Below are 26,619 nucleotides of genomic sequence, written 5' to 3'. Positions count from 1 at the left end.
ATTGATTCTGACGCCCCCTTGATTCTCCGCTTCTAGTTTATTAGTCATCTATCTAGTGATTGCCTACGAGTCATTCTCCATACTGTTACTTTCCTTCTTCCTGATAGTTGGTCTTGTACTACTATGTTTGGGAGGTGATTGGTTGGCGCGCGGTGCCGCTAGTCTGGCGCTATTACTCAAGATAAATCCGGTTGTGGTTGGTCTGACGATCGTATCGATTTCGACGTCGATGCCCGAAATGATCACGGCGTTCATTGCGGCAAAAGGTGGCAATAGCGGGCTGGCAATTGGCAATATTGTCGGCAGTAATTTGGGCAATGCAGGCCTCATCCTTGGGATTGCTGCGTTGATTTACCCCATTACGATTCAGAACCGTTTGATCAAGCAAGAGGTGCCGCTGCTGGTCATTGTCACGGTGATGTTTACGCTGATGAGCATGGGCGGATTCCTCGCTGCTGGGGAAATTGGGCGCTTGGAAGGCTTACTCTTGCTGGCTGGAACTGCGGGCTATCTCTTTTTTATGGTTTTTCAGGCGAAACGTTCCGGCCCGACTGAGAATGAGGAACTGACCGAGGAACTGAAGGACCCGATCACGTCCGTTGCAAAATGTCTGAGCTTTGTCTTGATTGGCGCAGTATTTCTGGCCTTGGGGGCAGAATTTCTCGTGGGCAGTTCGGTGCAGATCGCAACGCGAATGGGGGTTAGTCAGGTGCTCATTGGCCTGACGCTTGTCGCGCTTGGCACTAGCTTGCCGGAGCTGGCGGCGTCGGTTGCGGCGGCTTTGCGTAAGCAGAGCGACATTATTGCCGGTAACATTGTGGGCAGTAATATTTTCAATATGCTGCTCATTGGCGGCTCGGTTTCGACCTTTTACCCGCTGCAAGTCGAACGCCGTTTGTTCGTCATTGAATTTCCATCGATGGTGCTGCTGACGCTGCTGTTGTGGTTTGCCTTTTATACTGAGCGTAAAGTGACGCGGCTGGAAGGCGGTTTCCTAGTGATCCTTTATTTTGTGATCATTGCGCTGTCTTCGGCTTCTCAGATGGGCAAAATTCTGCCCGGTATCTAGACTAAGTGTGCGTCCATACGGAGCGGATCAGGCAAAGAAGTGTTCGTTGATCTCGGCCCAAATTAATTCACCGACAGAGTCGATATCGAGTGTTCCATCAACCACGAAAAAACGCTCAGGCATTTGATCGGCCAGAAGCAGATAGCCTTGGCGGACTCGCTGATAGAATTCGATATTTTCCTGCTCCATGCGATCCGGCAAATCGCTAGCACGCTTCTGGATGCGCTCCATACCAACCTCTGCTGGCACGTCGACAACGATCGTGAGGTGCGGCATTGCACTGCCCACAGCGAAGCCATTGATCGCCTGAACCGGGTCTTCAGAGAGCTGACGGGCAACGCCCTGATAGACGGTGGTCGAGTCCAGGAAACGGTCGCAGAGGATCACTTTGCCAGCATCCAAGGCTGGAAGGATGACCTCGCGGACGAGCTGGGCGCGACTAGCGGCAAAAAGTAGTAACTCGGCTTCTGGACACATGCCAAAACCAGCATCGGCGTGTTTGAGCAGGTGGCGGATTTGTTCACCCAAGGCTGTGCCTCCGGGTTCACGTGTGCGCAGGACCTCGCGTCCGGCTAGTTCGAGATGTTTTGCAAGTCGGGCGATTTGGGTGCTTTTGCCGCTGCCTTCCGAGCCTTCAAAGGAGATCAGGATTCCGCCAGTATCAGACATGTATGGAAAGAAAACATCTGAGAGAGTTCGTCACAACTGAAATCGGCGTAAAAGCCGCTTGCGTTGCCCGCGTCAGTCGCTTTGCTTTCACGTATGGAATTGGTAGATTACCTGCCCGTAATGATTCAGCTACTGCTGGCCGCCGTGATTGCTGCGGCGATCTTGATTGCGAGCCATATCTTTGGACAGCGCGCCCGCGGCAACTACGCCTCGGACTCTGCTTACGAGTGCGGCATGCTCGAAGAAAGCAAGCCACACCCGAAGTTCAGCGTGAAGTTCTATGTCGTGGCGATGCTCTTCATCCTCTTCGACATCGAGATGGTGTTCATGATTCCGTGGGTGCTGATTTACCGCGAACTCTTGTCTGTCGGTATTTTGAGCGTTTGGCCGATCTTTTTCTTCCTTGGCGTCCTGACGTTGGGCCTCGTCTATGAGATGAAGAAAAAAGGCCTCGAGTGGGAGCGGTAAGTTGAGTGAAGGAATTTTTCCTTCACTCATGCCCCATCAATATCGCCGGTATTTTTCCAGCGATTTGCCAAAATAGATAACTCCGCCGACTATTGGAATAAATAGTCGCCAATTTCCCTGGTTGGCTGGGTTTAGTATTGTAAATATCAGCCACGCAACGCCTGCCAGGGAAATAGCGATGCCGCATAGCATGTGTAAAAGATACTTCGTTTTTGCGGAGTCTTCGCGAAATCCTGCTGACTGACTACTGAGTGAAGCTTCGCCAGTGATTTTACTTAGGCAATCTTGGCTACAATAATCTTTGCTATTATGCGTAAACAAAGATTTCGCATATTGGAGATTACGATTACAAACCGGGCAAGCATTCATGGGTCTCCTCCAGTAGCTATCGCTATACTTCTGCTGTCTCGGCGATGACCTCCGGCTCGACCCATTTGCCGTGCTCGGAAATGAGGTCGACGAGGCGGTCGAGGGATTCGGCTTCAGGGATGTTGAACTTCACGCACTCCTTGCCGACGTAGAGATTGATCTTGTTTGGCGCGCCGCCGACGTAGCCGAAGTCGGCGTCGGCCATCTCGCCGGGGCCGTTGACGATGCAGCCCATGACGGCGATCGTGACGCCCTTCAGGTGGCCCGTGCGACTCTTGATGCGCTGGGTGACCTCCTGAAGGTCGAACAATGTACGGCCGCAGCTTGGGCAGGCGACAAACTCCGTCTTCGTAGCACGCATGCGGGCACCTTGGAGGAGGTTGTAGGCGAGGGCGGTGCGCTGGTCAAATTGGTCAACGTTTTCGATGGAAATCAAGTCGCCGAGGCCGTCAACAAATAAGCTGCCCGCGACCATGGACGCTTCGATGAGCTGGTTGCCGAATCCTGTTTCTTCCAGCACTTGCATTGCCGGGGTGACGCGAATCCAGAGAGGGGACTTGGAGCCGATTTCTTTGAGCGCGTCTCCCAAGGCGCGATAGGCACCAGTCGGGTGGGTGTCTTCTGGCACGCCAGTGCGGGTGAAAACGAAGTGTTCGTCACCGAGTTCCTGGATGGTGTCTTTCCACTCAAGCACTTGATGTGCGCTTGTGTCCAGTGCGAGGAGGAAGTTGTGCTTTACGGCCCATTCGTGAGCGTGCTTGAGGCAGTCTTCCTTGAAATTGCAGACAAACATCCAACGGAGCTGATCGCTCCAGTTGAAGTCCTCCAATGCTTGCGGGGAAACGTTTTGACTGCACTCCACCACGATGGCCTCAATCGTGGGCGAGAGGACTTTTTGCAATTGTGCCAAGTGCGGCAGGTCGTCGTCGTTTTCGACGCGGATCAACAGGCCTTCGACCTTGGCGTCCTTGAACTTGCGATTGACGTTAAGTACATCCTTAATGATCTGCGCATGCTCGCTGAGCGGTCGTCCTGCGGTTGTGATGACACGTGGTGGCTGGAGCGGACCCAAGGGGGCGTCTTCGCCGAACGAGAGATCAATGATTTCGCGGCGCTTGTATTCGTAAAAGCTGGCGTGGTCTTCGTGGCGTTTGGTGTCGGGCAGAGTAGCGGACTGTTCCCAGTGGGCATGCGCGCGTTTAACAAGTTCTTGGCAGACGGGCACTTCAAACCATGGGTCTTCGGTCAGCGAGACACGGATAGTGTCGCCAAGGCCATCATAGAGCAGGGCACCAATGCCGACTGCACTCTTGATGCGGGCGTCTTCGCCTTCGCCTGCCTCGGTCACGCCGAGGTGGAGCGGGTAGTTCATGCCCTCGTCATTCATTTTATCGACGACCATCCGGTAGGCCTGAATCATGACCTTCGGGTTGCTGGCCTTCATCGACAGGATGATGTTGTGGAAATTGTGGCTTTCGGCGATGCGGATGAACTCCAGTGCGGACTCGACCATGCCCATCGGCGTGTCGCCATAGCGGTTCATGATGCGGTCTGAGAGGCTGCCATGATTGGTGCCAATACGTAGGGCGCGACCAAGTTCCTTAGCGCGCAGGACGAGCGGCGTAAAGGATTCGTGGAGGCGCTCCATCTCTTCCTCGTAGGCTTTGTCCGTGTATTCGAGAACGGCAAATTTCTTCTTGTCGGCGTAGTTGCCCGGGTTGACGCGGATCTTCTCCACGTGCTCCACGGCGACCATTGCAGCGCTGGGCAGGAAGTGAATGTCGGCGACCAGCGGGACGTTGGCAAAACCCGCGGCTGAGAACTGCTTGCGGATTGGGCCAAGGGCCTCGGCAGCGGCTTTATTGGGCGCAGTGATCCGGACGATTTCACAACCAGCTTCGGCGAGGCGAATGCATTGCTTGACGGTGGCCTCGACGTCGGGCGTCAGGCTGGTAGTCATGGATTGGGTGCGGATCGGGTTGTTGCCGCCGACACCGACGGGACCAACCATCACTTCGCGCGTGACGCGACGAACTGCTTTGAAACGTGAATGGCAATAGGGCTGCATATTGGACAAATTCAAATGCGCCACTAGAACAGCCTTCCAGCAAAATTACAAACGGAAAGGCAAGGACTTCCTCGAACGATTTTGGAAATCGTCAGGGGGGGGCAATAACCAGTATTCGTCAACTCTCCGGCGGTACTTCATTTACTGAAGATTCGCCACTGACAATACTTCCTCAGTCAGATTCGAGGACGATTGTCTGGGTTGGGAAGGCGCTTACATAAAATAATCTATCGAACTCTGTTTGCGGCCAGAGAGGAGCCTCCCAGAGCAAAGTCGCCAGCATTGATCTTTTTACATTTGTAGAAGCGAAATCAGCCGTGATGAAATGGCAATTTCATATAGCCAGAGAAGTTCTTATCAACAAATCCAGATATATTGATTTAATGGCTTGATTTTTTGACGCGCTGTGGCACTTTGCTGAATTCTTATGAGCAAGTCTTACCACTTTTCCTCGGAGTCAGTGGGTGAAGGTCACCCTGATAAAGTTGCTGACTATATTTCGGACAGCATCCTTGACGCCTGCTTGGCGCAGGACCCAAAAAGCCGCGTGGCGTGCGAAACGCTCGTTAAGAGCAACGTCGTCAATGTGGCTGGTGAAATCACCACGGGTGCCAAGTTCGACTATAATTCGGTCATTCGCGAAGCGATTCGTGACATTGGCTACATTAACAATGATGACGTCTTTCATGCGGACGAAGTCTTCATTAACAACTATCTGACGAAGCAGTCGCAGGACATCGCCCAAGGCGTGGACGCCGCTGCCGCCTCTGGTAAGGACACCGCCGAGCAAGGCGCTGGCGACCAAGGTATCATGTTTGGCATTGCCTGCACTGAGACGCCTGAGCTGATGCCTGCAGCGGTCATGTATGCCCACCGTCTGCTCCGCAAAATGGCGGAAATCCGCAAGGCCCCGAACAGCCCTGCAGCATGGCTCCGTCCGGACTGTAAAAGCCAAGTCGCGGTTTCTTACGAAAACGGCAAGCCAGTTAAGATTAACAATGTCGTTATTTCCACGCAGCACGCCGCTGCGGTCGAGCTACCTGAGATCAAGGAATTCTTGATCGAGAACGTCATTAAGAAGGAACTGCCCGCGGACATGTTGGACGGCGATACGCAGTTCCTGATCAACCCTACAGGCCGCTTCGTTATTGGCGGACCACAAGGGGACGCTGGCCTCACGGGGCGTAAGATCATTGTCGATACTTACGGTGGTTATGGTCGCCACGGCGGCGGTGCTTTCTCCGGCAAGGACCCCTCGAAGGTCGACCGTTCAGCTGCATATATGTGCCGCTGGGTTGCCAAGAATATCGTAGCTGCTGGCCTCGCTGACAAAGTCGAGCTACAGGTCGCCTACGCAATTGGCTATCCACACCCAACCAGCATTCACATTGACGCATTCGGCACAGAAAAAGTTGATGAAGCCGCCATCGTTAAGGCCGTCAAGGAAGTTTTCAGCTTCAAGCCAGCGGACATCGTGAAGCAGCTTGATCTGCTCCGTCCGATCTACCGCGAAACCACTCACTATGGCCATTTTGCGAAGGCAGGTCTTCCTTGGGAATGCACTGCCAAGGCCGAGGAACTCAAGAAGGCAATCGGTTAGCGAATACGAAGAAAAACTTAGCGCTCCTTCGTGGGCCAATAACATACCAATTATGAGCACAATTACCGAAACCACCGCTGACTATAAAGTCAAAGACATCACCTTGGCCGACTTTGGCCGTAAGGAAGTTGAGATCGCGCAATACGAGATGCCCGGTCTGATGGCAACTCGCGAGAAGTACGCTGGTGAACAGCCACTGAAGGGCGTTCGTATCATGGGCTCATTGCACATGACGATTCAGACTGCGGTCCTAGTTGAAACGCTTAAGGAACTCGGCGCGGACGTGCGCTGGTGCTCCTGCAACATCTATTCGACGCAAGATCATGCGGCGGCTTATGTCGCCAAAAATCTCGGCGTGCCGGTCTTTGCTTGGAAGGGTGAAACGCTCGAAGAATACTGGTGGTGCACTGAGCAAGCGTTGACTTGGCCTGACGGCTCCGGCCCACAGCTTATCGTCGACGACGGTGGTGACGCAACGCTTCTTATTCACAAGGGCTTCGAGCTTGAGAATGGTGACAAGTGGATTGAAACGGCTTCCGGTAGCATGGAAGAAGCAGTGATCAAGAGCCTGCTGAAGAAAATTCACGCCGCTAAGCCAAACCACTGGCACGGTGTTATGGAAGACTGGAAGGGCGTTTCGGAAGAAACGACCACTGGTGTTCACCGTCTCTACGAAATGCACAAGAAGGGCAAGCTCCTCGTGCCGGCGATCAACGTCAACGACTCCGTTACCAAGAGCAAGTTCGACAACCTTTATGGCTGCCGTGAGTCCCTCGTGGACGGCATCAAGCGTGCAACTGATGTGATGATCTCTGGCAAAGTTGCGGTCATTTGTGGTTATGGTGACGTTGGCAAGGGCTGCGCCCAAGCCATGCGCGCTCAGGGCGCTCAGGTGGTCGTTACTGAAGTTGACCCGATTTGCGCACTGCAAGCTGCGATGGAAGGCTTCCGCGTTCTGACCGTTGACGACACTCTCGGCTGGGGCGATATCTACGTCACCACCACGGGTAACTACGGCATCATTAGCGCCGATCAAATGTCCAAGATGAAGGACCAGGCTATCGTCTGCAACATTGGCCATTTCGACAACGAAATCGAAGTCGACAAGCTCAGCGACATGCCTGGCGTCGAGCACGAAGAGATCAAGCCCGATAACGTTGGCGCAGTGGATAAGTTCAGCTTCCCCGGCGGCAACAGCATTTACCTGCTGGCCAAGGGCCGTCTGGTCAACCTCGGTTGCGCAACGGGTCACCCGTCCTTCGTGATGTCTAACAGCTTCACGAATCAGGTGCTCGCCCAAGTTGAACTCTGGAAAAACGTCGAAACCTACAAGCCAGGTGTTTACATCTTGCCGAAGAGACTCGACGAAGAAGTCGCCCGCTTGCACTTGCAGAAGATTGGTTGCAAGCTGACCAAGCTGACTCAGGAACAAGCTGACTATATCGGCGTTCCGGTCGAAGGCCCTTACAAGCCTGATCATTACCGTTACTAGGCCGATTCAGCTCGCATAGATTTTATCGACAGCCGCCCCAATGGGGCGGCTGTTTTGTTGTCTATCTTTCTTTGGAGCTGGCGACTTCAAGCGCTTTACGTATTCAGCCATTCCTTGAGTTGGCCTTAATCTCTCGTGGAACGACTGGCTAAAAATCGGCTCGCGTTTCCGATCACTGCAAGGTTCCTTAATCGATCGTGTCTTCTGTATCTCCTATGACCTTTGTTGAGCGTCTGCCGCTGATCCATTCGATGCGTGATGCGGTGGACCCAGGTGTTTATCGTCGCTTGCCGAAGGATTGGATCATTGCACTGACCGATGTAAAGGGCTCGACGGAAAATCTAGCCCAAGGTCGTTACAAGGAAGTCAATGGCGTTGGGGTGGCAGCGATCGCGGCAGTGCGTAATTTGCATAAACCTGAGGAAATCCCCTTTGTGTTTGGCGGTGATGGAGCGACATTTTGCCTGCCGCCAGAGCGTCGAGGGGAGGTGGAGAACGTACTTCGCGCCAGTCGTCGCATGGCCCAAAAGGATTTCAATTTGGAGTTGCGGATCGGTATGGTGCCCCACGCTGACATCATCGCACAGGGGCGCGAAGTGCGTGTCGCTCGACTAAAACTCTCGGATTGGGTTACGCAGACGATGTTTCTCGGCGGTGGGTTAGAAGAAGCGGATCGGATGGTCAAAGACCCACGACCGGACAACCCCTATAGAATTAATGAGTTGGGAGCGAGTCAGGCAGATTTTACTGGCTTGGAATGCCGTTGGGAAAATATACCGAGCCGTCATGGAGAGACTGTTGCCTATATTTTCCGCGCACTTGGCAGCGAGCAACGTCGCGCATCAATCCTACGTCGTCTGATCGTTTTGGTGGAGGACATCTATGGCGATGATGAGGAGGCGCACCCTTTGCATATGGGGGGGCTAAAATTGGCCCGTAAATCTGCGTTGGTTAAAGTGGAGCATTATGTGCGGACCTTTGGTCAAAACTCGATTAAGCGTTGGAGCTATGGCAAATATCTCCGACTACAAATTGCGGTGGGTCGATTCATCATGAAGCACGGATTGAAATTTGCCGGGGCAGACTGGAGCCATTATAAAGAGGACCTCATTGCCCATGCTGATTATCGCAAAATAGATGACTGCCTGCGCTTTGTGCTGTCTGGAACGGCAGAGCAGCGAATCAAGTTACTGGATGCGGTGAGAGAACAATTTGCTCCGGAGGAGCTGGTGTTTGGTCACCACGTTTCCAATGCTGCCATTATGACCTGCGTTATTGATAATTACGAGCGCGAGCATTTACACTTTGTGGATGGAGCCGCTGGCGGCTATGCCCTCGCCGCCAAGGAAATGAAGGCTTCCATGAAGAAATTGGCCGAGAGCTAGGCTTGGCCGATTTCTTCAGGTAGGTTAATTTTAGCGCAATTTCCCGTTGCCGAGCGAGCGAGGGGGCGCTTTAGTCTCCCCCATGGCTTACAAGCTGAAACCCGTAGACATAATCCGTCACAATTCCCCCGAGATGGCGCCTGTGCCCACCGGCGTGAAACCCAAAATCAAGCCGTTGAAGAACATCCGCGCTGTGTTGTTCGACATATATGGTACGTTATTCCAGAGCGGGGTGGGGGACATTTCCCTCGTCGCCAACGAGAAGAGCAAGGAGAGAGAAGTGCTCATCCGTAAGTCCATGGAGGAAGTCGGCTTCCTGTTGCAAGACCAGAAGACTCCCATCAATGAGCTCTTTATGGACACGATTAAAGCCGAGCAGGACATCCGCCGAGACCAAGGCACGCCGTTCCCAGAGGTGGACATCATTGGCGTGTGGGAAGACTTAATCGGGCAGCTCGAAGCCTATGAACTTCTCCGCGGCCGCACGACCCGGAACAACCTGATGCAGCTCGCTACGTTGTTTGAGGTGCGGGTCAATCCAGTCTATCCGATGCCTGGCGTACTTGATGTTTTCGAAAGTTGCTTGGATAAGGGTAAGAGCCTTGGTCTGATATCCAATGCCCAAGCCTTCACTCCGTTGCTCTTTGACGCCTTTTTTGAAGACGGTCCGCATGATCTCGGCGTTGAAGAAGTGCTTTGCGTTTACTCCTACGACCATCACTTCGCCAAGCCCGGCATCGAGCTCTACCAAGTCGCTATGGATCGTCTTCAGGCCTTGGACGGCATCAAGCCAGAAGAAACACTCATCATCGGTAACGATATGCGCAATGACATTTGGCCTGCTCAGAAACTCGGCTTCAAAACGGCGCTCTTTGCCGGTGATAAGCGCTCACTGCGTCTTCGTGAAGACGACCCTGACTGTAAGGATGTAAAGCCAGACGTTATCGTCACTGAGTTGGAGCAGATTCCAGAGTGTCTGACCAAGTGATAAAAGCATGATGAAACGCGCCACGTTACTCGGCGGGGGCGGTTTTCGTGGCGCTCATTATTCTGCCGAAGGCAGCAACAGTTTGCGTTGAGCGGCGCTTTCTTCATATCTATCCACCGTGGCTGACACCTTAAAGCTCATAACCTTTAACATTGCGCACGGCCGCGGGCTGTCGCTTTACCAGAAGTTCAGCTCTCCGCAGCGCATCCGCAAGAACCTGCACGCCATCGGCGAGCTAATGGCCAAGGTGGATGCAGATGTTGTCGCTTTGCAAGAGGTGGACGAGGACTCGCACTGGAACTGGAACATCAATCTGCTGCATGAAATCCAGACTGCAGCTGGCTTTGAACATGCCGAGCTCGGAGTGACGAATCGCCGGGAGGGCAAGCGCCCACTGGCCTACGGCAATGCGATTCTCTCGCGCCATCCGTTAGAGCATTGGCATAATCAGGCCTTTGGAGAGGCGACTCTAGGAGAGAAGGGCTTCCTTTATGCCGAGATCGACTACAAAGGCCATACGTTGCCGTTGCTTAATGCGCACCTGGATTTCCGTTCGCGTAAACGTCGGTTGGAGCAGGTTGAGCAGATTATTGATTATCTAATTACTCATTCCCATCGTGGTAAGGATGGTGCACCCCTCGCACCGATCATCTGTGGCGATTTTAACAGCAGATCTGCGCCTAAAGCCGATGCTGTAAACCACTTGTTTCAGCACATTCTTGCTCATCGTGAATACCAACTATTCCCCAAGAACCAAAAGACCTTCCCCACGCATTTGCCGAGCAAGGTGATCGATTTTATTTTCCTGCCTGAACCTTACAAAATGCAACGCTGTGAAGTGCTCCCAGGATTCCTGTCAGATCATAAGCCTGTGCTCCTTGAGTTTTCACTCGGCGAATAGGTTATCTGATAGATGTGTGCTTTGTAAATGCGCACGTCGAACTTGAAGTTGGCACGACTTGGGTTAGCGGGTGGATGCTACAAGAGGCATGGGATGTGAACTCAGAAGTATTGCCTCAGTTTGCGTGCAGTTAATTGGCTTACCGGTAAATGTTACCGTCGATGGGATGAGTTGGTAATGCTCCTCATTCTGGTTCTGCTTAATGATGACCTCAGCGAGTGAATCATGACAGACTAACCGAATCGTCAGTGGCAAGTAATCCAGCTGGCATTGGGTCACTTCAACCACCAAAATATCGTCTTCGCAGTGGGCAGCCAAATACACACAACTAGCGGGGCCATTGACAGTTTCTCCATCATCAAAGCGATATTCAAACGTCGAGCGTGAGGTGTCGTGCTTTCTTTTAAATACGTGGATCTCTATGTCGTATAGCTCTTTCTTCGCACTCTTTGCTTCCCCCACACTCATTGGCACAAGGCTCCCTTCACGGAAGAACAATGGCGTTGAGGCTAACTCATGAGTAATGGTAATAGACTCTTCACCTTGGTACCATTTGCCTTGTGTTGCATCGTACCAGCCGCAATCGGGCAGTTGCACGCAGCGTTTGGCCTCAGTTTCGTGAACCTTGGGTGCCTGTAGGATGGATGGCCCAACCATGAACTGATCGCTCACACGCTGGAATCGCTTAATCTCATCGGGATACTCGTAAAAAACAGGACGTAGCAGAGGGTCGCCTACTTCCGTCTGCTGAATGAACAACTGATAGAGGTAGGGGAGTAACTTGTATCGCAGGCGAATGTAATGCACAATGATGTCGCGATACGGCTGCTCGAATTGCCAAGGTTCCTGCCGTGGGGAAGCCATGGCGCTGTGATTACGGAAGAATGGAAAGAGGAACCCAGCTTTATGCCAGTCAACTGCAAGTTCCGGGCTGGCTTCACCTTCAAATCCGGGCACATCAGGTCCGTTGAACGGAATACCTGAGAGGGAGAGGTTTAAGGAGACGGCTATGCCCTCTCGCAGATGGAAGTAGTTTGACCAGTTGTCACCGGTCCAAATCGCCGAGTGTCGAGAACTGCTGATGTATCCGCTACGGCTGATGAGAAAGGGGCGTTGCTGTGGGCGTGAGCGCATGAGGCCCTCTGCCGTTGCCTGCTGCATGCCGAGCGCATACTGATTATGGTAGGTCTGATGGTCGTCTTGACCGTCATTGAAGCGCATATCTTCCAGCTCGGCAGATCCGGTCGAAGGGTCATTCATGTCCAACCAATATCCATCAAACTGGTACTTGTCGGTGAATGCCTTTACTTGATCTGACCACCATTTTCTGGCGTGTGACATTGAGAAGTCGGGGAATGCCGTTCGCCCTGGCCAGACAAAACCGGAGTAGGTGTTTCCCTCCTCCGTTCGGCAAAATGCATTGGCCTGATGTCCGCTATCGAAGACATCATAGCCGGGTAAATATTTAACGCCCGGGTCAATGATGGGGACAATTTTGCGGCCTTTGGCTTGAAGTGCACTGATGCGCGTTTGGTAGTCACGGGCAATTGACTCATTGACCGTGAATACTTTGTAGGCGTCCATGTAGTCGATATCGAGCCACAAGCCGTCACAGGGGATGCCTAACTCATTGAACTTCTGGTCAAGTTCTTCCAGGTCACTCAGATCGCGGTATCCCCAGCGGGACTGCTGATAGCCGATTGCCCAGAGGGGGGGGAGGGGGGGGGGGCCGGAAAGGCGCATCAGCTTGCGGGTCACCGTGCGCACATCATCGCCCATTATGAAATAGAACTCTGGCGCGCCGCCATAGGCTCCCATTGTGATGCTGGGCTGTTCGTTATCTTTGGCATCGGCTAAGTTTGCGATGTGCTCCTTGGCGGCCAAATTCATAAATGTTGGCATCGGGTTGTTTAACAGGATGCCAATGCAACCATTTGGTTGCTGAATTAACAGGTAGGGAATGGTAACGTAGAAGGGGTCGGTCGACTCGTGCTGGACACGTATCGGGCCAAAGTCGGCCATGGTGTCCGTGTTCCAGAATTTTGTGATCTGACCGGTTTTCTCAAGACCAGTATTCTTTTCTCCCAAGCCGTAGAGACGCATGGATTCGTTGTGCTGAAATCCAAGCAGCCATTTTTTCCCCAAGACCCCAAAAGCTTGGCCCAGCATTGAATTTAGTAAAACTTCGCCTTTATAGGAAAAATGAAGCGCGCCCGCCTTGTCTACGGTCGCTACTGATGAGGATGGAGCGTCGTTAAAGGAAGCTGTGTCCAGTGTGGCTTGGCTTTTCTGCGGCCATGAGGCTCCCTTGATGCTGTAGCGAAACACATCGCCTCCCAATGCCTCGAGGCTTGTTTCGTAGGGGGAGTCAGCACAGGCTAACAGGGGAGTTTCTTCTTTGCTGTAAATGAAATTACAGGCGGGTGGGATTTTACTAAAGTCCATGACTAAGTGGCTCCGGACGCTCTAAATGCTGTTTGTGATCCTCTATTTGTCGGATGCAAGGCGTCTCGCAGCTTCTAATCCAAAATCTACTTACAGTTTAGAAAGACAAACGTCCTAGGGCTTTACGTAAAGTCATCACCCCACACTTCGTGTCGTCTGGAATGCACCTACTTTTTGCTCGGAGTCGTGCCTCGATCGCACCACGCGCCTTCGATTTGCATGGTCATCGGATTTTGTGGCAAGCCGTGTTCGTTCTTTAGGATACCGTTAATCACAAGATCGACTGCGGCATGCCCAAAGTGAAGTGAATTCTGATCAATGCCGCTAATGCCCGCATGGGATGGTGATTGCATGTCGAGATCAAGATCGGCATAGGCAATATCTTGCCCGAGCTTCAGCCCAAGTGGTTGGACGGTATTAAGAATATTGGGAGAGGCACTGACAAATGCATCGATACGGTGTTTGTCTAACCACTTTTTGAGCAAATGTTGATCGATCTCCGGTTCAACCAGTGATGGTATTGGGGCAAGGCCTGAGACCTGGTGAGTCTGTAAATAGACAAGATAAGCGGCGTGCCAACGGCGGTTGGTTACCAAGTCATTCTGCTCGGACATGCAATAACCAATGCGGCGGTAGCCGAGCTCGACCAGTCTATTCATGGTCGTCATCATAGACTCATAGTGAGCGTGGATTACGCGGTTCAACACCGGGCGTAAAAGGGTGTCGCTCATTACGACAGTGGAAAACTGGTCCCAGTCCAAGCTCAAGCTGCAAGCAGCCAATTCTGGGTCGATTCTGCGGTTAAATGGATGGACGAGAACACCATGTATGCCGCGACTCCAGAGGATTTTACTCAGTCGCTGAGCAGTCATGCCTGGCTCATCGATCCAGAATTCGTCCAAATAATAACCGTAGGCATCGGCCTGTTCGTGTGCGCCCTTGCGGTAGAGGACCTGCGTGTGAGATTTTTTCCAGGTATCGGGAGTTTCTCCGGTGGTGATATAGGCGATTGGCAGTTTATTAGACTCTGAGCGGTCCCGTCTCATCGCCGCCATATACTTGGAAAGCTCCTGGTTTCGTTGATAGCCAAGTTCATTGGCTTTATCTTCGACGAGTGTGCGAGTGGCCTCTGGAATACTGGGATGGTTGCGCAGTGCCAGCGAGACGGTCATTTTTGACACGTTGAGCAGCTTGGCGATGTCCTGCATGCTGGGCTTTTTACTCATTGATCTGAGTAAACGACATTTTCCGCCAAAGTGCAATGTCCCAGTTTACGTAAAGTAAGCAGCGGCTTTAAAAAATGAGCTTTAAGTGTAGCCTGTTTTCTAACGACCAAAACACTTCCCTATTCTCTTTTACCCAATGCCCTATGCAGTCTGTGCTTAATCCAATGACTCTGCGATCAGCCCAAATTCCATTGGAATCAGGGTGGCGTTTTCGAAAAGTCGGAGAAGATCAGTTCTTCGACGCAGCGATTCCAGGTTGTGTGCATACCGACCTTTACCGAAACGGACTGATTCCTGATCCATTCTGGGGCACCAATGAGGCAAGATTGCAGTGGATTGAAGAAGAAGATTGGGAGTATGCGCTAGATTTTCATATTTCCGAAGAGTTACTCGCATCACAACATGTGGATCTGTTTGCGGAGGGGCTTGATACATTGGCGACCGTCTCTCTGAACGGTGTTATCATTGCAGAAACTCAGAATATGTTTGTCCCGATTCGATGTGACGTAAAATCGCTCCTCAAGGCTGGTCAGAACGAATTACTGATTCACTTCCGTAATCCAATGATCTATCTGCGAGCCTGTGAAGGTGGGGCCCTGACACCTGTGGCATGTGATCCCATTGGGGGCAGGCAGTACATCCGCAAGCAGCAATGTTCATTTGGCTGGGATTGGGGCCCACGATTCGCTACGAGCGGCATATGGCGTCCAATTCGTATTGAAGCTTGGGAGGACTGCCGCCTTGATGGGCATCGGGTTTCGCAAATGCATAAGGATGATAAGGTTGTGGTTACGATTGAACCCGAACTGGCGGGCTCGATTGAAAACTGTTCCGTGCGAGCACAGTTGGCTTACGAGGGAGAAACCGTGGTTGAGATCTCCGCGACTGCCGGTGAGCCTCTCGAACTCTCAGTTGATGACCCGAAAATCTGGTTTCCGAACGGACATGGAGATCAGCCAGTTTACACGCTCAAAATCGAGCTACTGAGCCGTGGCGATGTCATCGAAGAGCGCAATCAATTGTTGGGACTTTGCGATGCAAGGCTTGACCGCCATGATGACGAATGGGGCGAGAGTTTTCAGTTTGTAGTTAATGGGATTCCGGTTTTTGCCAAGGGTGCGAATTGGATTCCAGCCCACAGCTTTGTCAATGAGGGCAAGGATTTGGCAATGGATGCGCTGGAGTCGGCCAAAGCCGCCAACATGAACATGATCCGCGTATGGGGCGGCGGGATATATGAAGACGACGCCTTTTACGAGCAGTGCTTGAAGCTTGGGTTAATGGTTTGGCAGGACTTCATGTTCGCTTGTTGGACCTATCCGGGCGACGAAAATTTTCTCGAGACCGTGGAAGATGAGGCAACGGCACAAGTGCGCCGATTAAGGAATTTCAGCAATTTGGTCCTGCTATGCGGGAATAACGAAATCGTGCAAATGCACTGGGAACGCATGCGCGATGATCCTCAATTAACAGAGGATTACGAGGCCCTGTTCCATGATCTGTTGCCCAAGGTGGTTGAGAAACATGCGCCTAATCTAGCTTACTGGCCGACCTCTGGTTGGAACCCTCAAGATCCCATGGGTTTTCCGGATAATCCAGAGTCTGGTGACACTCATTATTGGGGAGTCTGGCATGCACGCCAACCCGTTGAAGCATACGAAAAGCTGGAGCACCGCTTCTTCTCCGAGTTTGGGATGCAGTCGTATCCGTGGCCGGAAACCGCCGCGACTTTTACGAAGAGCACCAACCTCTACAGTCCAGAGATGGATAACCACCAGAAGAACGGTGGCGGCAACGAGACGATTTTCCATTACCTGTCCACGTTATATCGATTCCCCAAGGATTATCCGTCACAGGTTTATCTCTCTCAGTTGAATCAGGCCTACTGCCTGCGTTTTGGGATTGAGCATATGCGCCGCAATATGCCGCGGACGATGGGCGCACTTTATTGGCAACTGAATGATTGTTGGCCGGTGGCTTCCTGGTCGAGTTTAGATTTTGGGGGACGCTGGAAGGTGCTTCATTATGCTGCCCGTCGTTTCTTTGCGCCTCTGTTGGTTTCAGTAAAACGCCTTGGCGAAGAGTCGGTCTACGTCAGTAATAACTACCGCAACAGTACCATCGACAAGATGGAAATCCACGCGGTGTTTGATGGTCCTAAAGAGACCAAGGGAGTACTTGAATGGACTCTCTGGAGTGTCAGTCAAAACAGAGTTCTGCTTAGTGGAACGCAGTCGCTCACCCTCACTCCCGGACATCCCAGTGTGGTTGACACAATCGATGCGAGTGAGCAAATCAAGAGCTATGGTCGAGATGACCTGGTTTTGCGCACCCGGCTATCGGCGCTAGGTTATGAAGCCAGTGAGAATACGACTTTCTTCAGTGCGCCACGTCGTCTAGAGTTCAAGCGACCAGAGCTTACGTTAAACATGAAGCAGCTCGATGGCCGTCGCGTCGAAGTGACTGTTTCTTGTGACGTGATTGCCTATCAGGTGTTTTTCAAGCTGAGTAGTGGCCATGATTTCAGAGCCTCAGACAATGCATTCGATCTATTTCCAGGCGAGGAAAAGTCGGTGATTATCGAAGTTTGCAGCGATGAGTTGGAGCATGATTTTACAAGCGCTTTAGAAAGTTTATCCTATTTTGACACCTATGATCACTAATTGAATAAAAAGGATAGATTTTCGAATTTTTTAGTGTATGTTTAAAACGAACAAATAACTCTAATATATCCCTATAAATACTATGAAAATAACCCTACTTGCTGCACTTGCAGTCGCTCATGTAAGCTTTGGCTCTCCGTTTACTGACGACTTTGCCAACACCAACAATTTAAATGTCTTTGGCAATGCGTCCATTGCCACCAGTAGTAATATCCTTACCCTTAGCCGCACCGATTCAGTCGGCGACGCAGGCTTGGACTGGTTGATCGATGGCACGACTCGTTTTTCTTTGGACTTCGGTGATGCGCAGAGCGTTTTGGAAATTACCCCAAATGCGGCGATCACAGACGGTCAATGGAGCGCCTTTATTTTATTCTTTGATGGCGGAGGTGTATTCCAAGCAGAACGGACACTCTTCGGATTTAGCGACAGCACGTCTTTCACTTCGGCAAATATTGCTGATTTTGCAATTTCCGAAGGATTCCCGACAGCGGCCACCTACCAATTGCGCGTGCGTTTGCAGGGTGAGACGGCCAGCGGCTTTGAATTTAGCGAATTTGCCGCAGTTCCAGAGCCATCACACTACGCACTCTTTGGTGGATTTCTGATGGGAGCCATCGTAATCTGGCGTCGTCGGCTACACGCTTAAAAACGATCCAATCCGGCTTATAATAGTAGGCAAATTGTTGCCCGCGACGTTTTAATGTTTCATCATGTGGCTATCAACGCCCACATCCTATTGGTATGCTCAATTTCACTGAGCCTGTTAGGTTGTGGAAGAGAAGATCTTGTTGACGGCAACGATTACGCAATGCCAGACAGCGCCTCGCGTTCTTCATTAGACCAGGTTTGCATTTGGGAGCCTGGCAATGAAACTCCGCTCATTGCAATGCACTACATGCCTTGGTTTAATAACCCGCATAGTAGTCAGCGGTCGAATCCCAAGTGGTCTCATTGGGCATGGTCAGGCAGCGAGGTTAAGCGTGATCCTGAAATACGTGATTCCGAGCGGAGACGCGATATTGCAGCTGTCCAATACCCGCTCATTGGAGCCTATAGCTCTGATAATGAAGAGGTCGTCCGATATCATTTTCAAACGGCGAAAGCTGCCGGCATTGATATCGTATTTATTATTTGGTACGGTCCGGGGAGCGATACGGACGAACTCGTTCCGATGCTCTTGGAAGAGGCCCAAAATGCGGGACTCAAGCTCGCGATTTGCTATGAGGAAAAGCTTAACTGGCCACCATATCGAAATCCCAAAAATCGGAACGATATCGTTAACTCAGCCAAGGATGATCTCAATTACATCTTAGAAAAATACGCAGACCACCCAGCTTATTTACATCGCGGGAAAAAGCCGTTTATTTATCAATTTAATTTCTGGGGTGAAGGGGAGTTGGGTAAACAGAATATACTGCCAGATGAATGGAATGAGATCTTTGGCGCATTGCGCCAACCAGTCACTTATGCCCGCCAAAACTTGAATCCTGAGTATCACCCAGATATTGAGGGGGCCTACGTCTGGTGGACTCCTGATGAGTCTTACGTTAAAGATTTTTCAGAGTATTCACGTGATTTGGTGGATGCTGATCGGTTGGGGTTCTTCATGACCATGGTTGCGCCTGGATTTGATGATAGTGGCGTAAACGGGTGGGGGCATGGCCCGCGGGTTACTCCTCGTGACGGCGACTCAATTCTGAAAAAGACATTCGATATGGCATTTGAAGGAAACCCTGAGATTATCCAAGTAGTCACTTGGAATGACTTTAACGAAGGGACCGCGATTGAGCCATCACTGGATGAAGGCTATCTTTATCTTGATTCGCTGGAAACTTGGATCGGCGAGCGAACTGGGAGAGTGGTGGACTTGAGTGATAACCGACTGCCGCTTAAAGAATATCTCAAAAACGCCAGTAGCGCACAATTAGACGAAATGCTCACGGAAGCAGAGAGCTATGATGGCTATCCTAAACAGTAGTCGCCAAAAATACCTGTAGCTTTGAGGAGCTGACAATTCTGTTTTGAAGGCGTTTTTTGGTAACGCTGTAAGTCCATTGGTAATCAAAAACCGATCCTAGAGTTGAACGCTTGAACTGGGTTGGAAATAAACTCAAAAAATCCATAAACCAGAGTTGACATACCTCAATTAACAGGTTCCTTTGTCTCTCTTTATTGGTGGACGTAGCTCAGTTGGTTAGAGCATCGGCTTGTGGTGCCGAGGGTCGCGGGTTCGAGTCCCGTCTTCCACCCCAATTTCAATTACGGTCCAAACCAATGACCGTCAGAACCAGAGTTGCTCAAGTGCAGAACTGGATTACAGCTTAGTTGGCTCTGTATAAAGTCCGTTGGCGTGGATAATTAAATTATCTGGCGTCGATCCCGGAGCTACAATGCCAGTGACGGTGACATAATCGAGTTCTGAAAGGCCGGGCTGTTGTTTCATGTTCAAATTCAGCGGTTGTCCATTGTCGTTCAGGAAAAGCACGCTGGCTCGATGTTCTGCCAATTTGTCGGCATCTTCACAACAGGCATCCCAAGGTGTTTCGCAACCTTCATCACCGATTTCATTGCAGAACAGAATGACAGAATCGGTGATGACAAAGGAAGCGTACTCTTCGGCAATGGGGCTCCGCGTACCACCTATTTGACCACTAACAGCAATTTTTTGGCCGGGATGGGCAGTCTTACGTGCTTGCCCAACACTAATCGCTGAGCTTGGAACTGTGGCCAATCGAATTAATGTCGCGGTTTCCTCGGCCCCGTTATTTTGCAAACCTGCATTCGTGCTTTCCTCCTGCTTTCCACAAGCCGTTAAGAATAGTGAGACCAGAATAAACGTCGTCACGTTGAATAATGTATTTTTTGTTATCATAAGTTCGATAGTTGGGTTCAAGATCGTAAAGCAGAAGGGAGAGAAGTTCCGAGACAGCGGATTGCGGGAGTGATAGAGCCGATGATACCTAGCAGTAGACCTGTGAGCAGCCCAGCTAGGGCAATTTCGCCCGAAAGGGTGAGTCGAAAGACGCCCATGGAGAAGTTTAGGGTTTGGCCTTCAAGGAAAATTAGCACCATGGCCACGGCCAGTAAGGTGCCCAGTAAAGTGGCGAGTAGGCTTTCTTCGACAAGGGAGAGATATATCGCTGGGCGTGAATAGCCAATTGCTTGCAAAGTAGCCAACTCACGAATGCGGGAAGCAAAAGCGGCGTATTGCATATTCAAGCCTCCAAAAATAGCCCCGGCTGCTATCAAGGCAGCTGTCAGCCAAGTCATTGTACGTATGGGGGCGTAGAAAGCGGATAGTTTTGCATAATAGTCAGATTCGCGAATGGCCGAAAGTTCCAAATCGAGGCGTTGTTTACTGAACAGGTCGGCGGAGGCGTAAGATTCTGGAGATTCCAGCCGGACGACTACACAGGATAGCTGCTCACGTTGTGTTAAGGTCATGAGGTCATTACGATCAAACCATAGCTCTGACTCCATTACGGTGCCGGGAGCAGTAAAAATGCCTGCGACCGTAAATGATTGTCCTTCAAATTTGATCGTTTGACCGGGGCTCAACATCTCAGCTGAGACTCCCAGATTATGGTGGGCCAATTTGCCCACCAGTACTTCACCGGGTTTGGGATATTTGCCTTTGAGGATTCGGACGGAACGGTGTACTTCAAACGCAGTGGGTGTAACGCCGCGCAGAAGTGCCTGTGCCTTATGGCCCGTTGGAAATATGACTTCAGCCATGTAATGAACTTCACCGGAGACTGCCGACACACCCAGACGGGTGGTGATGTCTTGGATGCCAGCAGCAGCCAATGTTTCCGCTTGTATCGGGACCTCGCTACGCTCGACACTTTCTTCGGAACCTGCCCCGAGTAAAATTACATTTTGCGGAGATCCGCTGGCACTCAAAATGCGATGCATACCTTGGTTGAATGCTCCGGCAGCAAATACGAGAAAGACGACAATACCCGCGCCTCCAACTTTCTGGAGGAGACGCCCCGGGTCACGGAGGAGATTACGAATTGCGTAGGAAATGGGTAACATAATGAATCAGCCTTGGCGTAGTGAACTCACAACAGGCTTGGTGGAAGCTACGATGGCAGGCCATACTGAAGCGATAAGGCCAAGCGTGATCGCCAGAACCAAACCACTCACAGTCACATTCCAATTGGGTACCAGCGCGAGGGTTAGTCCTTCGTTCCCCAGCGTAAAACTCTTGAAGCGAAAAAAACAGACAGCGCTGAGGCACCCAGCCATTCCGCCGAGAAGTCCAAGAATTGCTCCCTCCCATATCATGATCAGGCCGACTGCGATCCGTGGAAAGCCCAGTGTTTGCAAGATCGCACCTTCTTTGATACGACCTCTCGCGGCGAGTAAAAGTGCATTTGCCACCAGTCCAAGCACTGCCAATACGGCTCCAAGCCCAAGCCAACGGGTAAAGGCAATCATCTCAATTAAGTCTCGGGCAGTCTGGGCAAAAAAAGCTTTTTCGGGGCGTGTGTTGGTTGGGGCTGCATCGGAGGCGAACAACTCATCGATTCGGCGAGCCACACTATGCAGGAGTTCGGGGTTGTCCACGCGGACGTTAAACTGTGTGACGACACCCAAGCCGACTCTAGAGGATTGTTGCAGGAAGGATAGATGGACGTAGGCGACGTTATTATCCTGTGTTAGGGGGGAATGCACGATTCCCGCGACATACACTCGGACGCCGACAGCCTCGAAGGTGTCTCCAGGAGACAAACCACGTCGACGTGCAAAGTTTTCCCCGACCAGTGCGCCATCTGTGCGGCCCCTCCATTGTTCGAAAGAACCTTCAGCAACCGTCAGAGCGGGGTTATACTCTGCCAAGCTTTCGGGTGGTACGCCGCGAAAAGTAATCACATCTAGGCTGGCCCCGCAGTTGTTTACGGCTACCTGTATGGGGATGACTTCCGAGACGCCTTCGATTCGTTGAATGTCTAAAAGATAGTGTTCGGGTAAGCGGGATGTGGTCGGGCAAAAACGGTTTTCACGATAGACTATCAGCGTGTTGTCATCGGCCCCGGACTGCGTTACGGCGGCCAGAGAGTGTTGCATCGTTTGTACTGCCGTGTAGAGGAACATTCCTGTGGCAACCCCGGCAACGGTTAGCGCACTACGAAATCGATGGCGCGTAATTTGCTTGAGAGAGATTCCTGGCAAAGCTAACCACTTCATACTATTAGACTTCAGTTGGTTCACTCGTAGTTATTTGCACCTGCTCGACGAGTTGTCCCTTTTCCAGATGCAGAGTGCGTTGGGCGGCATTGGCTGCGACAGCGTCATGTGTGACCATGACAATCGTTTTCCGGTACTCCGATGAGAATTCGCGCAGCAAATCCAGAACTTGGGTCGCTGATTTTCGGTCCAAGTCGCCTGTGGGCTCGTCTGCCACAAGCAGCCCGGGATTGGTTACAATAGCTCGCGCAATGGCGACGCGCTGCTCTTGGCCTCCTGATAGTTCGGTTGGGCGATGATCAGCGCGATTGGCTAGGCCGACTAGGTCAAGCGCAGCGGCGACTTTACTATGTCGTTCTTTGCGCGAAAGAGAGCGATCAAGGAGGAGGGGAAGCTCCACATTCTCAAAGGCCGTCAAGATGGGAACCAAATGGTAAAGCTGGAAAATATAGCCGCAATGCTTGGCCCGCCAGGCGGTCAGTTGACCACGCTTAAGAGAAGCAAGATTCTGCTTATCCACCCACAGTTCACCAGTTGTAGGGGAGTCTATGCCTGCGATGAGGTTCAACAGAGTTGTTTTACCTGACCCAGAGGGGCCCATTAGAGCGAGGAATTCTCCACGCCCGACATCCAGATCCAGAGCTTCTAGCGGTGTGACGATTGTTTTGCCTTTACGATAGGATTTCGACACATTTCGGCAGCGAATGAAGACCTCTTTCCCGTGTGGATCACTGCTTGTGGGTGGATTGAAAACTGTCATTGAATTTGTAATTAGGGATTGGATACTCTCACGCGCTCACCTGCCTCAAGGTCGGTCGGTGCAGACAGGATTACAGGGTCGCCAGGATTCAAGCCCTCTGTGATTTGTACGAATTTATCTCGCGTTATTGTGCCCAGACGTACCGTGCGTTTTTGAGCATTTTCACCGTTGGAATCCAGCGTCCACACTTCGGCCTCCATGTCATTGCGATTCATTAAGGCATTCTCCGGAACAAAGAGGATAATGGGCCCGTTTCGAGTGTTGATTTGTTTTTGGCCGGAACGCGGAATAGACAAAAATTCCGTACGGCAAAGCATGTCGGGTCGCAGCAGCGGGTCGGGGTTGTGTATCGCAACTTTGGTTTGGAGGGTATTGCGCTGGATATCTGCCATGCCTGCAATACGGGTCAGAACCCCTTGAAACTCGCGGTTGGGCAGCAGATTGCTTCTGAGAATAACTGGCTGATTTAAAGACAACAGCGCGGCTTTATCCAACGGGACATCGATTCGCGCTTGCAGGTGTTCGGGTTGATAAAGGATGGCGATGGTTGCCGATTCGGGGTCATCCATACCGATGAGGCGCTTTTGTCCTGGAGCCACGAATAATTTCTGAACCACACCATCTATTGGACTACGGATTTCCGTACGGCTACAGTCCAACTCGGCACGCTGAAGTGCCGCCTGTGCTGCTTTAACGCGATGTTTAGCTGTTTCTACTGCAAGTGCTTGCGCTTCTACTTCTGTGGATAATTCCGATTGTTGTGCTTCAAGTGCTACGATTTCTGCCTCGCGAGTTTGAACTCGCAAGGTGGCGTGATCAATATCCCGGGCTGAGAATGCCTGTTTGCCTGCCTGCAGAAACCTCTGTTCGTCATCCCGTAACTCCTTGAGCTTCGCCTCTGAGGCTGCAACTTCAAGCGAGTGGGTATTGAGTTCTGCTTTCGACTGACCCAACAGGGCATTTTCACGTTTCACGTCTGCCTCTGCTTCGGCTAGAAGGGCTTGAGCCTCCAGTAATTCAATTTCAGCGTCCTCGGATATCAGTGTGGCCAGTAGTTGATCTTTGCTGACACGATCCCCCTCAAGCACGAAGACCTCGTCGACGATACCATCTAACAAAGCGGTTGCACGGGTTGGTAATGGGGCTGCCTCAATCCAACCGGAAGCTTGGAACAGACGTTCGCCCGCGTAAGGATCTGCGGAGGCATCGGACGTTGTGGATGAATACGCATCGGTGCCAGTGGTTTGCTCTGCCGCTTGCGTTACTACTGTAACGATTTGCACGGAGCGTGCCGGTGTGATGAGCTCGCCAAATAGAATCCAGCCCAAACCTAGAAAGGCGAGTATGATGTACAAGGGAAGCCAGGCCAGTAGGCGATCTCGATGCACACTTGCAGGTGATGATTTTGGAGGCTCGGAATCGTCCGGACCTTGAGTTGAAGCCAATGTATTGAGTGACATGCTCTGTTGTTTTGATTCGATAGTAGTGCCCGATCTGCTTGGAACTGGGCATGTAAAAAACTGCAGAGGGTGCTGCGCGGTTTTACGTTATCGAATCACAAGAGCCATACTTGTCTCATTGGCGGAGCCGTCCCGACTGACTTGACTTTGATTTTAGGCGGTGGTCGAGCTACAACTAAATTGCGGAAAACAGGCCTATGCATTCCCAGCCATTGGCAAGGTGCCAAGTAAACATACACATTGTTCTGCGAAATATTCGTAATCGAAACAGATGGTAAAGCATCTGGAAGCGATTGCTCGATTTTAACGCAGCATTCGCTGGCCTCTATGGGGGGGGGCTGATTGCAACAGCCTCTATGATTGGCCAAGGAGACCGTTACTTCGCAGGATGTACTAGCCATGCATACGCTCATGCCTTCGCCTGCAAGAACGGCGAAAGTGAACATGAATGCCAGTATCCAATGCTTTAAATGCACGGCATGAGTAAAGCTTCTGAAGGGGTGGTATTGTCAAGATAATTGGCCAGAGTCGTTCACCTCATTGATGCACGACGTGGCTTTTTTCATCTTTTGTTATTCCTCGTGATTTGATCATTCTCAGACAAAAAAATACGGACACTACGGTGGCTCGCTTTGACGGGAGTAGGTTAGTCTGGGCCAGAAGGAAGCGCTATGTGTTTAATCTGAAACTTCGACGAAGGTCTTTTTGAACTCGGCGAAGACGACGGACTTGACCTCGTTCATGGATGGATAGAGGTCGTTTAGCTCGGCAGAGAGACTCGTGACGCTGCCCTCGGTGGAGGTGATGCCGCACGGAATGATACCGCCGAAATCTGCTAAGTTGGGATCCACGTTGAGCGCGAAGCCGTGGTAGCTAACCCAACGGGACACAGCGATGCCGATGGCGGCAATTTTGCGCTGCTCCAGCCAGATGCCAGTGAGGCCCTTACGCCGATCTGCCGCCAAGCCGAGCGTGCCGAGGGCGTTGATCAGGGCTTGCTCGATGTCACGGAGGAATTGATGAAGGTCACGACGGTGATCAAGCGAAATAATTGCGTAGCCGACGAGTTGGCCTGGGCCGTGGTAAGTAATGTCGCCGCCGCGGGTGGTTTCGACTAGGTCAATGCCGCGTTCGGCAAGGGCCTGCGCGTCGAGGAGTAGATTTTGGCGGGCATCGCGGCGTCGGCCAATGGTATAGACGGGTTCATGCTCGGTGAAGACCAATGTATCGCCAATAAGATTGTCTCGTCGCTGCTGAACGAGCGTGAGCTGTTTGTCATAGGCTTCACGATAACGCGTGCGTCCCCAATCTTGGAGGGCAATGGTCATGAGTGCGCGATTCCTTCGTCAGCTTCAAGCGTCGCAAAGACGGTTTGTGGGTTGAGGTGAGCGATGTGCTGGTAGTACTCGCTTATGGCCCAAGGGAGTCGCTCGGCCATTGGGTAGCCTGGGCGTCCGAGGTTGACTGCGATTTCGTTCCACTTGGCGATATGGGCGTCGCTGTTGTTGGGGAGGGCGCGGAACCAAGCCTCGAAGTCGGCGTCGGGCAGATCGCAGGCGTCGAGGATGGCGTCTTTATCGAGCTGAAAGTGCGCGAGGAACTGACCATCGACAGCTGGTGGGATGCAAAACGGACGGGCGTATATTTCAGGCAATTTGCCCGTCTTATATTGCTGGGCTTTGGCGCGGATGCGCGGCAGCCACATGCAGCCGAAGAGTGTGTCGCGTGGGGCGGGGAGGTTCATTGGCGGGTTCAGTTTAAGCCAGTCAGAGTCCAATTAATCTACTTTGGCAGCAGTTTTCTTAGTTACTCGCCGTTTTCAAACGAATAGCTCCAATAGCGCAAGACCTAACCCCGTGA

The 26,619-nt window shown here is 51.7% G+C and carries 21 protein-coding genes and 1 tRNA gene; 11 read left to right on the top strand and 11 right to left on the bottom strand.

Annotated elements, in window-relative coordinates; all coding sequences use genetic code 11:
• The first annotated feature begins 55 nt into the window (after positions 1 to 55).
• Positions 56 to 1,069: a calcium/sodium antiporter gene (locus tag IE065_RS08215; protein ID WP_189513778.1), complete on the top strand. Its 1,014-nt coding sequence runs from the start codon at positions 56 to 58 to the stop codon at positions 1,067 to 1,069.
• Between the two features lie 27 nt (positions 1,070 to 1,096).
• On the opposite strand, the gene tmk is transcribed toward IE065_RS08215, so the two are convergent.
• Complete coding sequence (gene tmk / locus IE065_RS08210; RefSeq protein ID WP_189513775.1) at positions 1,097 to 1,738, bottom strand: dTMP kinase; 642 nt, start codon at positions 1,736 to 1,738, stop codon at positions 1,097 to 1,099.
• 93 nt (positions 1,739 to 1,831) lie between these two features.
• Between tmk and IE065_RS08205 the strand changes: the two genes are divergently transcribed.
• Positions 1,832 to 2,206, top strand: a complete 375-nt coding sequence (locus IE065_RS08205) for an NADH-quinone oxidoreductase subunit A (RefSeq protein ID WP_189513772.1) — start codon at positions 1,832 to 1,834, stop codon at positions 2,204 to 2,206.
• 391 nt (positions 2,207 to 2,597) lie between these two features.
• On the opposite strand, the gene ispG is transcribed toward IE065_RS08205, so the two are convergent.
• The gene (ispG, locus tag IE065_RS08200) at positions 2,598 to 4,643 is read right to left on the bottom strand and encodes a (E)-4-hydroxy-3-methylbut-2-enyl-diphosphate synthase (protein ID WP_189513769.1); all 2,046 of its coding nucleotides are present in this window, start codon (positions 4,641 to 4,643) and stop codon (positions 2,598 to 2,600) included.
• Positions 4,644 to 5,070: 427 nt separating this feature from the next.
• On the opposite strand from ispG, the gene metK reads away from it, so the two are divergent.
• From metK to IE065_RS08175, 5 genes are all read left to right on the top strand, one after another.
• Positions 5,071 to 6,243 carry a methionine adenosyltransferase gene (gene metK, locus IE065_RS08195; protein ID WP_189513766.1) on the top strand — a complete coding sequence of 391 codons (1,173 nt, stop codon included), beginning with the start codon at positions 5,071 to 5,073 and terminating at the stop codon, positions 6,241 to 6,243.
• A 52-nt stretch (positions 6,244 to 6,295) separates the two neighbouring features.
• On the top strand, positions 6,296 to 7,735 hold the full coding sequence (gene ahcY, locus IE065_RS08190; RefSeq protein WP_189513764.1) for an adenosylhomocysteinase: 1,440 nt from the start codon (positions 6,296 to 6,298) through the stop codon (positions 7,733 to 7,735).
• Positions 7,736 to 7,932: 197 nt separating this feature from the next.
• On the top strand, positions 7,933 to 9,120 hold the full coding sequence (locus tag IE065_RS08185; RefSeq protein ID WP_189513762.1) for a DUF3095 family protein: 1,188 nt from the start codon (positions 7,933 to 7,935) through the stop codon (positions 9,118 to 9,120).
• 133 nt (positions 9,121 to 9,253) lie between these two features.
• Positions 9,254 to 10,108, top strand: a complete 855-nt coding sequence (locus IE065_RS08180) for an HAD family hydrolase (RefSeq protein WP_189513760.1) — start codon at positions 9,254 to 9,256, stop codon at positions 10,106 to 10,108.
• Between the two features lie 118 nt (positions 10,109 to 10,226).
• Complete coding sequence (locus IE065_RS08175) at positions 10,227 to 11,009, top strand: endonuclease/exonuclease/phosphatase family protein (RefSeq protein ID WP_189513758.1); 783 nt, start codon at positions 10,227 to 10,229, stop codon at positions 11,007 to 11,009.
• Positions 11,010 to 11,072: 63 nt separating this feature from the next.
• On the opposite strand, the gene IE065_RS08170 is transcribed toward IE065_RS08175, so the two are convergent.
• Both IE065_RS08170 and IE065_RS08165 read right to left on the bottom strand, forming a co-directional pair.
• The gene (locus tag IE065_RS08170) at positions 11,073 to 13,454 is read right to left on the bottom strand and encodes a glycoside hydrolase family 31 protein (protein WP_189513755.1); all 2,382 of its coding nucleotides are present in this window, start codon (positions 13,452 to 13,454) and stop codon (positions 11,073 to 11,075) included.
• Between the two features lie 167 nt (positions 13,455 to 13,621).
• Complete coding sequence (locus IE065_RS08165) at positions 13,622 to 14,680, bottom strand: LacI family DNA-binding transcriptional regulator (protein ID WP_189513753.1); 1,059 nt, start codon at positions 14,678 to 14,680, stop codon at positions 13,622 to 13,624.
• Between the two features lie 164 nt (positions 14,681 to 14,844).
• Between IE065_RS08165 and IE065_RS08160 the strand changes: the two genes are divergently transcribed.
• From IE065_RS08160 to IE065_RS08145, 4 genes are all read left to right on the top strand, one after another.
• The gene (locus tag IE065_RS08160; protein ID WP_189513751.1) at positions 14,845 to 17,343 is read left to right on the top strand and encodes a beta-mannosidase; all 2,499 of its coding nucleotides are present in this window, start codon (positions 14,845 to 14,847) and stop codon (positions 17,341 to 17,343) included.
• A gap of 82 nt (positions 17,344 to 17,425) precedes the next feature.
• On the top strand, positions 17,426 to 17,992 hold the full coding sequence (locus IE065_RS08155; protein WP_189513749.1) for a hypothetical protein: 567 nt from the start codon (positions 17,426 to 17,428) through the stop codon (positions 17,990 to 17,992).
• 162 nt (positions 17,993 to 18,154) lie between these two features.
• On the top strand, positions 18,155 to 19,324 hold the full coding sequence (locus IE065_RS08150) for an endo-1,3-alpha-glucanase family glycosylhydrolase (protein ID WP_189513747.1): 1,170 nt from the start codon (positions 18,155 to 18,157) through the stop codon (positions 19,322 to 19,324).
• Positions 19,325 to 19,521: 197 nt separating this feature from the next.
• A tRNA-His gene (locus IE065_RS08145) sits at positions 19,522 to 19,598 on the top strand.
• 62 nt (positions 19,599 to 19,660) lie between these two features.
• On the opposite strand, the gene IE065_RS08140 is transcribed toward IE065_RS08145, so the two are convergent.
• The 7 genes from IE065_RS08140 to IE065_RS08110 form a co-directional block, all read right to left on the bottom strand.
• Positions 19,661 to 20,239, bottom strand: a complete 579-nt coding sequence (locus tag IE065_RS08140) for a hypothetical protein (protein WP_189513746.1) — start codon at positions 20,237 to 20,239, stop codon at positions 19,661 to 19,663.
• Positions 20,236 to 21,384, bottom strand: a complete 1,149-nt coding sequence (locus IE065_RS08135; RefSeq protein WP_189513744.1) for an ABC transporter permease — start codon at positions 21,382 to 21,384, stop codon at positions 20,236 to 20,238. Before IE065_RS08135 ends, IE065_RS08140 begins: the two co-directional genes overlap by 4 nt.
• A 6-nt stretch (positions 21,385 to 21,390) precedes the next feature.
• A complete protein-coding gene (locus IE065_RS08130) occupies positions 21,391 to 22,539 on the bottom strand; it encodes an ABC transporter permease (protein WP_189513742.1) in 1,149 nt (382 codons plus the stop codon).
• A 4-nt stretch (positions 22,540 to 22,543) separates the two neighbouring features.
• A complete protein-coding gene (locus IE065_RS08125; RefSeq protein WP_189513740.1) occupies positions 22,544 to 23,299 on the bottom strand; it encodes an ABC transporter ATP-binding protein in 756 nt (251 codons plus the stop codon).
• Between the two features lie 11 nt (positions 23,300 to 23,310).
• The gene (locus IE065_RS08120; protein ID WP_189513738.1) at positions 23,311 to 24,759 is read right to left on the bottom strand and encodes an efflux RND transporter periplasmic adaptor subunit; all 1,449 of its coding nucleotides are present in this window, start codon (positions 24,757 to 24,759) and stop codon (positions 23,311 to 23,313) included.
• A gap of 677 nt (positions 24,760 to 25,436) precedes the next feature.
• Entirely contained in the window at positions 25,437 to 26,087 is a 651-nt protein-coding gene (gene lipB, locus IE065_RS08115) for a lipoyl(octanoyl) transferase LipB (protein ID WP_189513736.1), read from the bottom strand.
• Positions 26,084 to 26,503, bottom strand: coding sequence for a DUF5069 domain-containing protein (locus tag IE065_RS08110; protein ID WP_189513734.1), 420 nt, complete (start codon positions 26,501 to 26,503; stop codon positions 26,084 to 26,086). Before IE065_RS08110 ends, lipB begins: the two co-directional genes overlap by 4 nt.
• Positions 26,504 to 26,619: the final 116 nt, after the last annotated feature.

It is taken from the genome of Cerasicoccus arenae (genome assembly GCF_014651635.1).
Taxonomy (GTDB): Bacteria; Verrucomicrobiota; Verrucomicrobiia; order Opitutales; family Cerasicoccaceae; genus Cerasicoccus; species Cerasicoccus arenae.
The sequence above is the reverse complement of the archived record's forward strand: the minus strand, read 5'-3'. Positions and strand labels throughout refer to the sequence as shown.

Bases quoted from the DNA above. Each gene is read 5' to 3' on its own strand.
- IE065_RS08205 (WP_189513772.1), top strand. From the start codon at position 1,832: ATGGAATTGGTAGATTACCTGCCCGTAATGATTCAGCTACTGCTGGCC.
- lipB (WP_189513736.1), bottom strand. From the start codon at position 26,087: ATGACCATTGCCCTCCAAGATTGGGGACGCACGCGTTATCGTGAAGCC.
- IE065_RS08180 (WP_189513760.1), top strand. From the start codon at position 9,254: ATGGCGCCTGTGCCCACCGGCGTGAAACCCAAAATCAAGCCGTTGAAG.
- IE065_RS08135 (WP_189513744.1), bottom strand. From the start codon at position 21,384: ATGTTACCCATTTCCTACGCAATTCGTAATCTCCTCCGTGACCCGGGG.
- IE065_RS08150 (WP_189513747.1), top strand. From the start codon at position 18,155: ATGCCAGACAGCGCCTCGCGTTCTTCATTAGACCAGGTTTGCATTTGG.
- tmk (WP_189513775.1), bottom strand. From the start codon at position 1,738: ATGTCTGATACTGGCGGAATCCTGATCTCCTTTGAAGGCTCGGAAGGC.
- ispG (WP_189513769.1), bottom strand. From the start codon at position 4,643: ATGCAGCCCTATTGCCATTCACGTTTCAAAGCAGTTCGTCGCGTCACG.
- IE065_RS08165 (WP_189513753.1), bottom strand. From the start codon at position 14,680: ATGAGTAAAAAGCCCAGCATGCAGGACATCGCCAAGCTGCTCAACGTG.
- IE065_RS08130 (WP_189513742.1), bottom strand. From the start codon at position 22,539: ATGAAGTGGTTAGCTTTGCCAGGAATCTCTCTCAAGCAAATTACGCGC.
- IE065_RS08155 (WP_189513749.1), top strand. From the start codon at position 17,426: ATGAAAATAACCCTACTTGCTGCACTTGCAGTCGCTCATGTAAGCTTT.
- IE065_RS08160 (WP_189513751.1), top strand. From the start codon at position 14,845: ATGACTCTGCGATCAGCCCAAATTCCATTGGAATCAGGGTGGCGTTTT.
- IE065_RS08170 (WP_189513755.1), bottom strand. From the start codon at position 13,454: ATGGACTTTAGTAAAATCCCACCCGCCTGTAATTTCATTTACAGCAAA.
- IE065_RS08110 (WP_189513734.1), bottom strand. From the start codon at position 26,503: ATGAACCTCCCCGCCCCACGCGACACACTCTTCGGCTGCATGTGGCTG.
- IE065_RS08125 (WP_189513740.1), bottom strand. From the start codon at position 23,299: ATGACAGTTTTCAATCCACCCACAAGCAGTGATCCACACGGGAAAGAG.
- IE065_RS08120 (WP_189513738.1), bottom strand. From the start codon at position 24,759: ATGTCACTCAATACATTGGCTTCAACTCAAGGTCCGGACGATTCCGAG.
- ahcY (WP_189513764.1), top strand. From the start codon at position 6,296: ATGAGCACAATTACCGAAACCACCGCTGACTATAAAGTCAAAGACATC.
- metK (WP_189513766.1), top strand. From the start codon at position 5,071: ATGAGCAAGTCTTACCACTTTTCCTCGGAGTCAGTGGGTGAAGGTCAC.